This is a genomic window from Dyella sp. EPa41, assembly GCF_016586165.1.
In the GTDB taxonomy this organism is placed as follows: Bacteria; Pseudomonadota; Gammaproteobacteria; order Xanthomonadales; family Rhodanobacteraceae; genus Dyella.
Genome location: NZ_BCPR01000143.1, coordinates 1 through 3,022, shown reverse-complemented (window position 1 = coordinate 3,022; position 3,022 = coordinate 1). Strand labels below are relative to the sequence as shown.

4 protein-coding genes are annotated in these 3,022 nt (G+C 65.7%); 2 read left to right on the top strand and 2 right to left on the bottom strand.

The features are described 5' to 3' along the window. Together JMF82_RS21730 and JMF82_RS21725 are read left to right on the top strand one after the other, a co-directional pair. Nucleotides 1-429 (top strand): dienelactone hydrolase family protein (locus tag JMF82_RS21730; protein ID WP_201316606.1); only part of this gene is annotated, 429 nt, incomplete at its 5' end. Next, nucleotides 426-836, top strand: a complete 411-nt coding sequence (locus tag JMF82_RS21725; protein WP_201316605.1) for an HIT family protein — start codon at nucleotides 426-428, stop codon at nucleotides 834-836. The genes JMF82_RS21730 and JMF82_RS21725, both read left to right, overlap by 4 nt. A 146-nt stretch (nucleotides 837-982) precedes the next feature. Here JMF82_RS21725 and JMF82_RS21720 read toward each other — a convergent pair whose 3' ends face one another. Next, on the bottom strand, nucleotides 983-1,441 hold the full coding sequence (locus JMF82_RS21720) for a hypothetical protein (RefSeq protein ID WP_201316604.1): 459 nt from the start codon (nucleotides 1,439-1,441) through the stop codon (nucleotides 983-985). Nucleotides 1,442-1,548: 107 nt separating this feature from the next. Further along, nucleotides 1,549-2,115: a dCTP deaminase gene (dcd, locus tag JMF82_RS21715; protein WP_201316603.1), complete on the bottom strand. Its 567-nt coding sequence runs from the start codon at nucleotides 2,113-2,115 to the stop codon at nucleotides 1,549-1,551. Nucleotides 2,116-3,022: the final 907 nt, after the last annotated feature.

The following is a 3,022-nucleotide window of genomic DNA, read 5'->3' as shown; positions in this document are numbered from 1 at the left end:
GGCAAGGCACTGGTGACCGAGCTGGGCCTGGATCGCGCCGTGGAAGACGTGGCGAGCGCGGCCGAAGCCATCTCGTCGGCGGGACGCATCGGCACGGTCGGTTACTGCTGGGGTGGCACGGTGGCGATGCTCGCGGCCATGCGCCTGGGCATGCCCTCGGTGAGTTATTACGGTGCGCGCAACGTGCCGTTCCTGGGCGAGAAACCCAAGGCACCGGTGATGTTCCACTTCGGCGAGAAGGACAAGAGCATTTCCCCGGAGATGGTGCAGAAACATCGCGACATGCTTCCCCAAATGGATGTCTTCACCTATCCCGCCGACCACGCCTTCAATCGCGACGTGGGACCGCAGTACGACCAGGCCAGCGCCAAACTCGCCTACGAGCGCACCCTCGCCTTCTTTGAGAAGCACCTGGCGCAAGGCGCATGAGCGAGTTCGCGCTGGACCCGCGCCTGGCCAATGACACGCGCCCCGTGGCATCGCTCGCACTATGCGAGGTGCTGCTGATGAATGACGCACGCTTCCCCTGGCTGGTGCTCGTGCCTCGCCGGAACGGCCTTGTCGAGATCTGCGACCTCCCTCCCGAGGCGCAGGCCGCCTTGTGGCAGGAGGTGAATCTCGCCACGCAGGCACTGCGCACGCTGGCGCCCTTCGAGAAACTCAACCTCGGTGCGCTCGGCAACATCGTGCGCCAGCTGCACGTGCACGTCGTCGGTCGGCGCGACGGCGATGCCGCATGGCCCGATCCGGTATGGGGCAGCGGACGGGCGGAGCCTTACGGGGAAGAGGCGCTGGCACGGCTGATCGATCGATTGCGCGCGGCGTTGGCGCATTGAAGGCTGATCGCCCACTGGGTGCGCTCCTGCAAAAGCGTGAGCCCGCCTGCTCTTTGCAGGAGCGCACCCAGTGCGCGACCGCCCTTCACCAAACCCCACAAAAAAGCCCGCAGACTTCGCGGGCTTTTCCGTCGACCGGCTATCGATCAATGCTTCTGCGGAGGCGGTTCCGAGGCCTTCACCGGCGCCTTGTAGTCTTCGAGGTCACGCGCCTTGGTGTCGACCACGCTGATCTTCTTCAGCGTGCCGCCGTCGTCGTAGTACACGGTAAAGCCGTAGTCGAGCTGCAGGCGCGCCATGTACTGCAGATGCTGCTTGCGGACCTTGGAGTCGTCGCTGGGTTCGACCAGCACGGTCTTGGGCAGCTTGCCCTGGTCCTTGAGATAGGCGAAGTGGCTACCCGTATCCAGCGCCGACAACACGGCGCCGTCGACGATGAACTGGCCGTTCTTGTAGGCCTGGATGGTGGCGTCGAACTGGCTCTTCATGTCCGCCGTGCGCACTTCGTCCTTGGTGCCGCCGCGATGGCAGCCGGCCAGCACCAGCATGCTGCCCAGCAGGATGGCGGCGGCCGCGCGGGTCAGCAGCGTGGGAAAACGGGTCATGCGGAATCTCCTGCAATGCATCGGTGTGAACGTCGGAAGTGTAGCGCTGCGCCGGGCCACCGCACCGGATCAGCCCGGCAGCCGTTCAGGTGCGCCTCGGGCCCGTCTCAGGTGCGCGGCAGGGTGACGCCCTGCTGGCCCTGGTACTTGCCGCCACGGTCCTTGTAGCTGGTCTCGCACTCCTCGTCGGATTCGAGGAACAGCATCTGCGCCACGCCCTCGTTGGCGTAGATCTTGGCCGGCAGCGGCGTGGTGTTGGAGAACTCCAGCGTCACATGGCCTTCCCATTCCGGTTCCAGCGGGGTCACGTTGACGATGATGCCGCAGCGCGCGTAGGTGCTCTTGCCCAGGCAAATGGTCAACACCTTGCGCGGGATGCGGAAGTACTCGACCGTGCGCGCCAGCGCGAAGGAATTGGGCGGGATGATGCATACGTCCGCCTCGACGTCGACGAAGCTGGTCGGGTCGAAGGCTTTCGGATCAACGATGGTCGAATTGATGTTGGTGAAGATCTTGAATTCGCGCGCGCAGCGCACGTCGTAGCCGTAGCTCGACGTGCCGTACGACACCAGCCTGGTGTTGTCGCGCGTCTTGATCTGGCCCGGCTCGAACGGCTCGATCATGCCGTGCTGTTCGGCCATGCGGCGGATCCACTTGTCGGATTTGATGCTCACTCGGACTCCCGAAGGGGTTGTCAGTCGCGCCGTTGGGCGTAAAGAGGAGAAAAATAGCGGAAATGGCGGTCATGCCGCCAGCGGGGGGCTGGCGGGCCGCTTTCCGCCGGTTGCTTTTGCCGGCCTGCGTGGCGGGGCGCAGGCGTGGTGTGCAGAATGCCCGTGGGGCGGGCCGAGGGGGATCGCGGGTCATGCAGCCTCCGTGTCGCTCGATTGCAGGTTCCTGCGACCGAAGGGGCCGCGTGGGACGGCGGGCTTCCGAGCCACTGCCGCGGGCCCGGGTCACTTCCTCTTCGCGTGGCGTTCGCTCCCTTGTAGGAGCGCACCCTGTGCGCGACAGCCTTTCGCGCCGGTCTGCATGGTCATCTTTGCGATGGGCGAAGACTTTTGGCGTTGCACTTGTTGGTCTCCGCGATGGACTCGCCTGCCGCGGGCTTCCGTCCTCCTGCCGGAGGCCGGGTCACTTTCTCTTGCTTGCCCAAGAGAAAGTAACCAAAGAGAAAGGCACCCCGCGTGGCGCTGTCCGGGCTTCGCCCAGCCAGTCCGTGAGGGGCGGCCGGGCTTTTCGACCGGGCTCCTGCCCGGACGAAAAGTGCCCGACGTCCTGTCGGGCACCCCTGCGGGGCCTGCTCGTCCACCCCTCACCGCCACACAGGGGGTTGTTGAAGGCTCGTGCCGCTGCGCGGCACATCGCCAGCGACAATCTCTCCCTCTCTCTGTAGGAGCGCACCCAGTGCGCGACCGCAGTGCATCTGTGACCTCTGCGGTCGCGCACTGGGTGCGCTCCTACAGGGTAGGGCCCCCCGCTCTTGATCGTCCCTCCCCTATGGCGCGAGCAGGCGGGAGGTGGAATAGCCCGCAGGGTGGCCGGCAGGACGCCGGCCAGTTTGTCGTCAGGGCAGGAGGC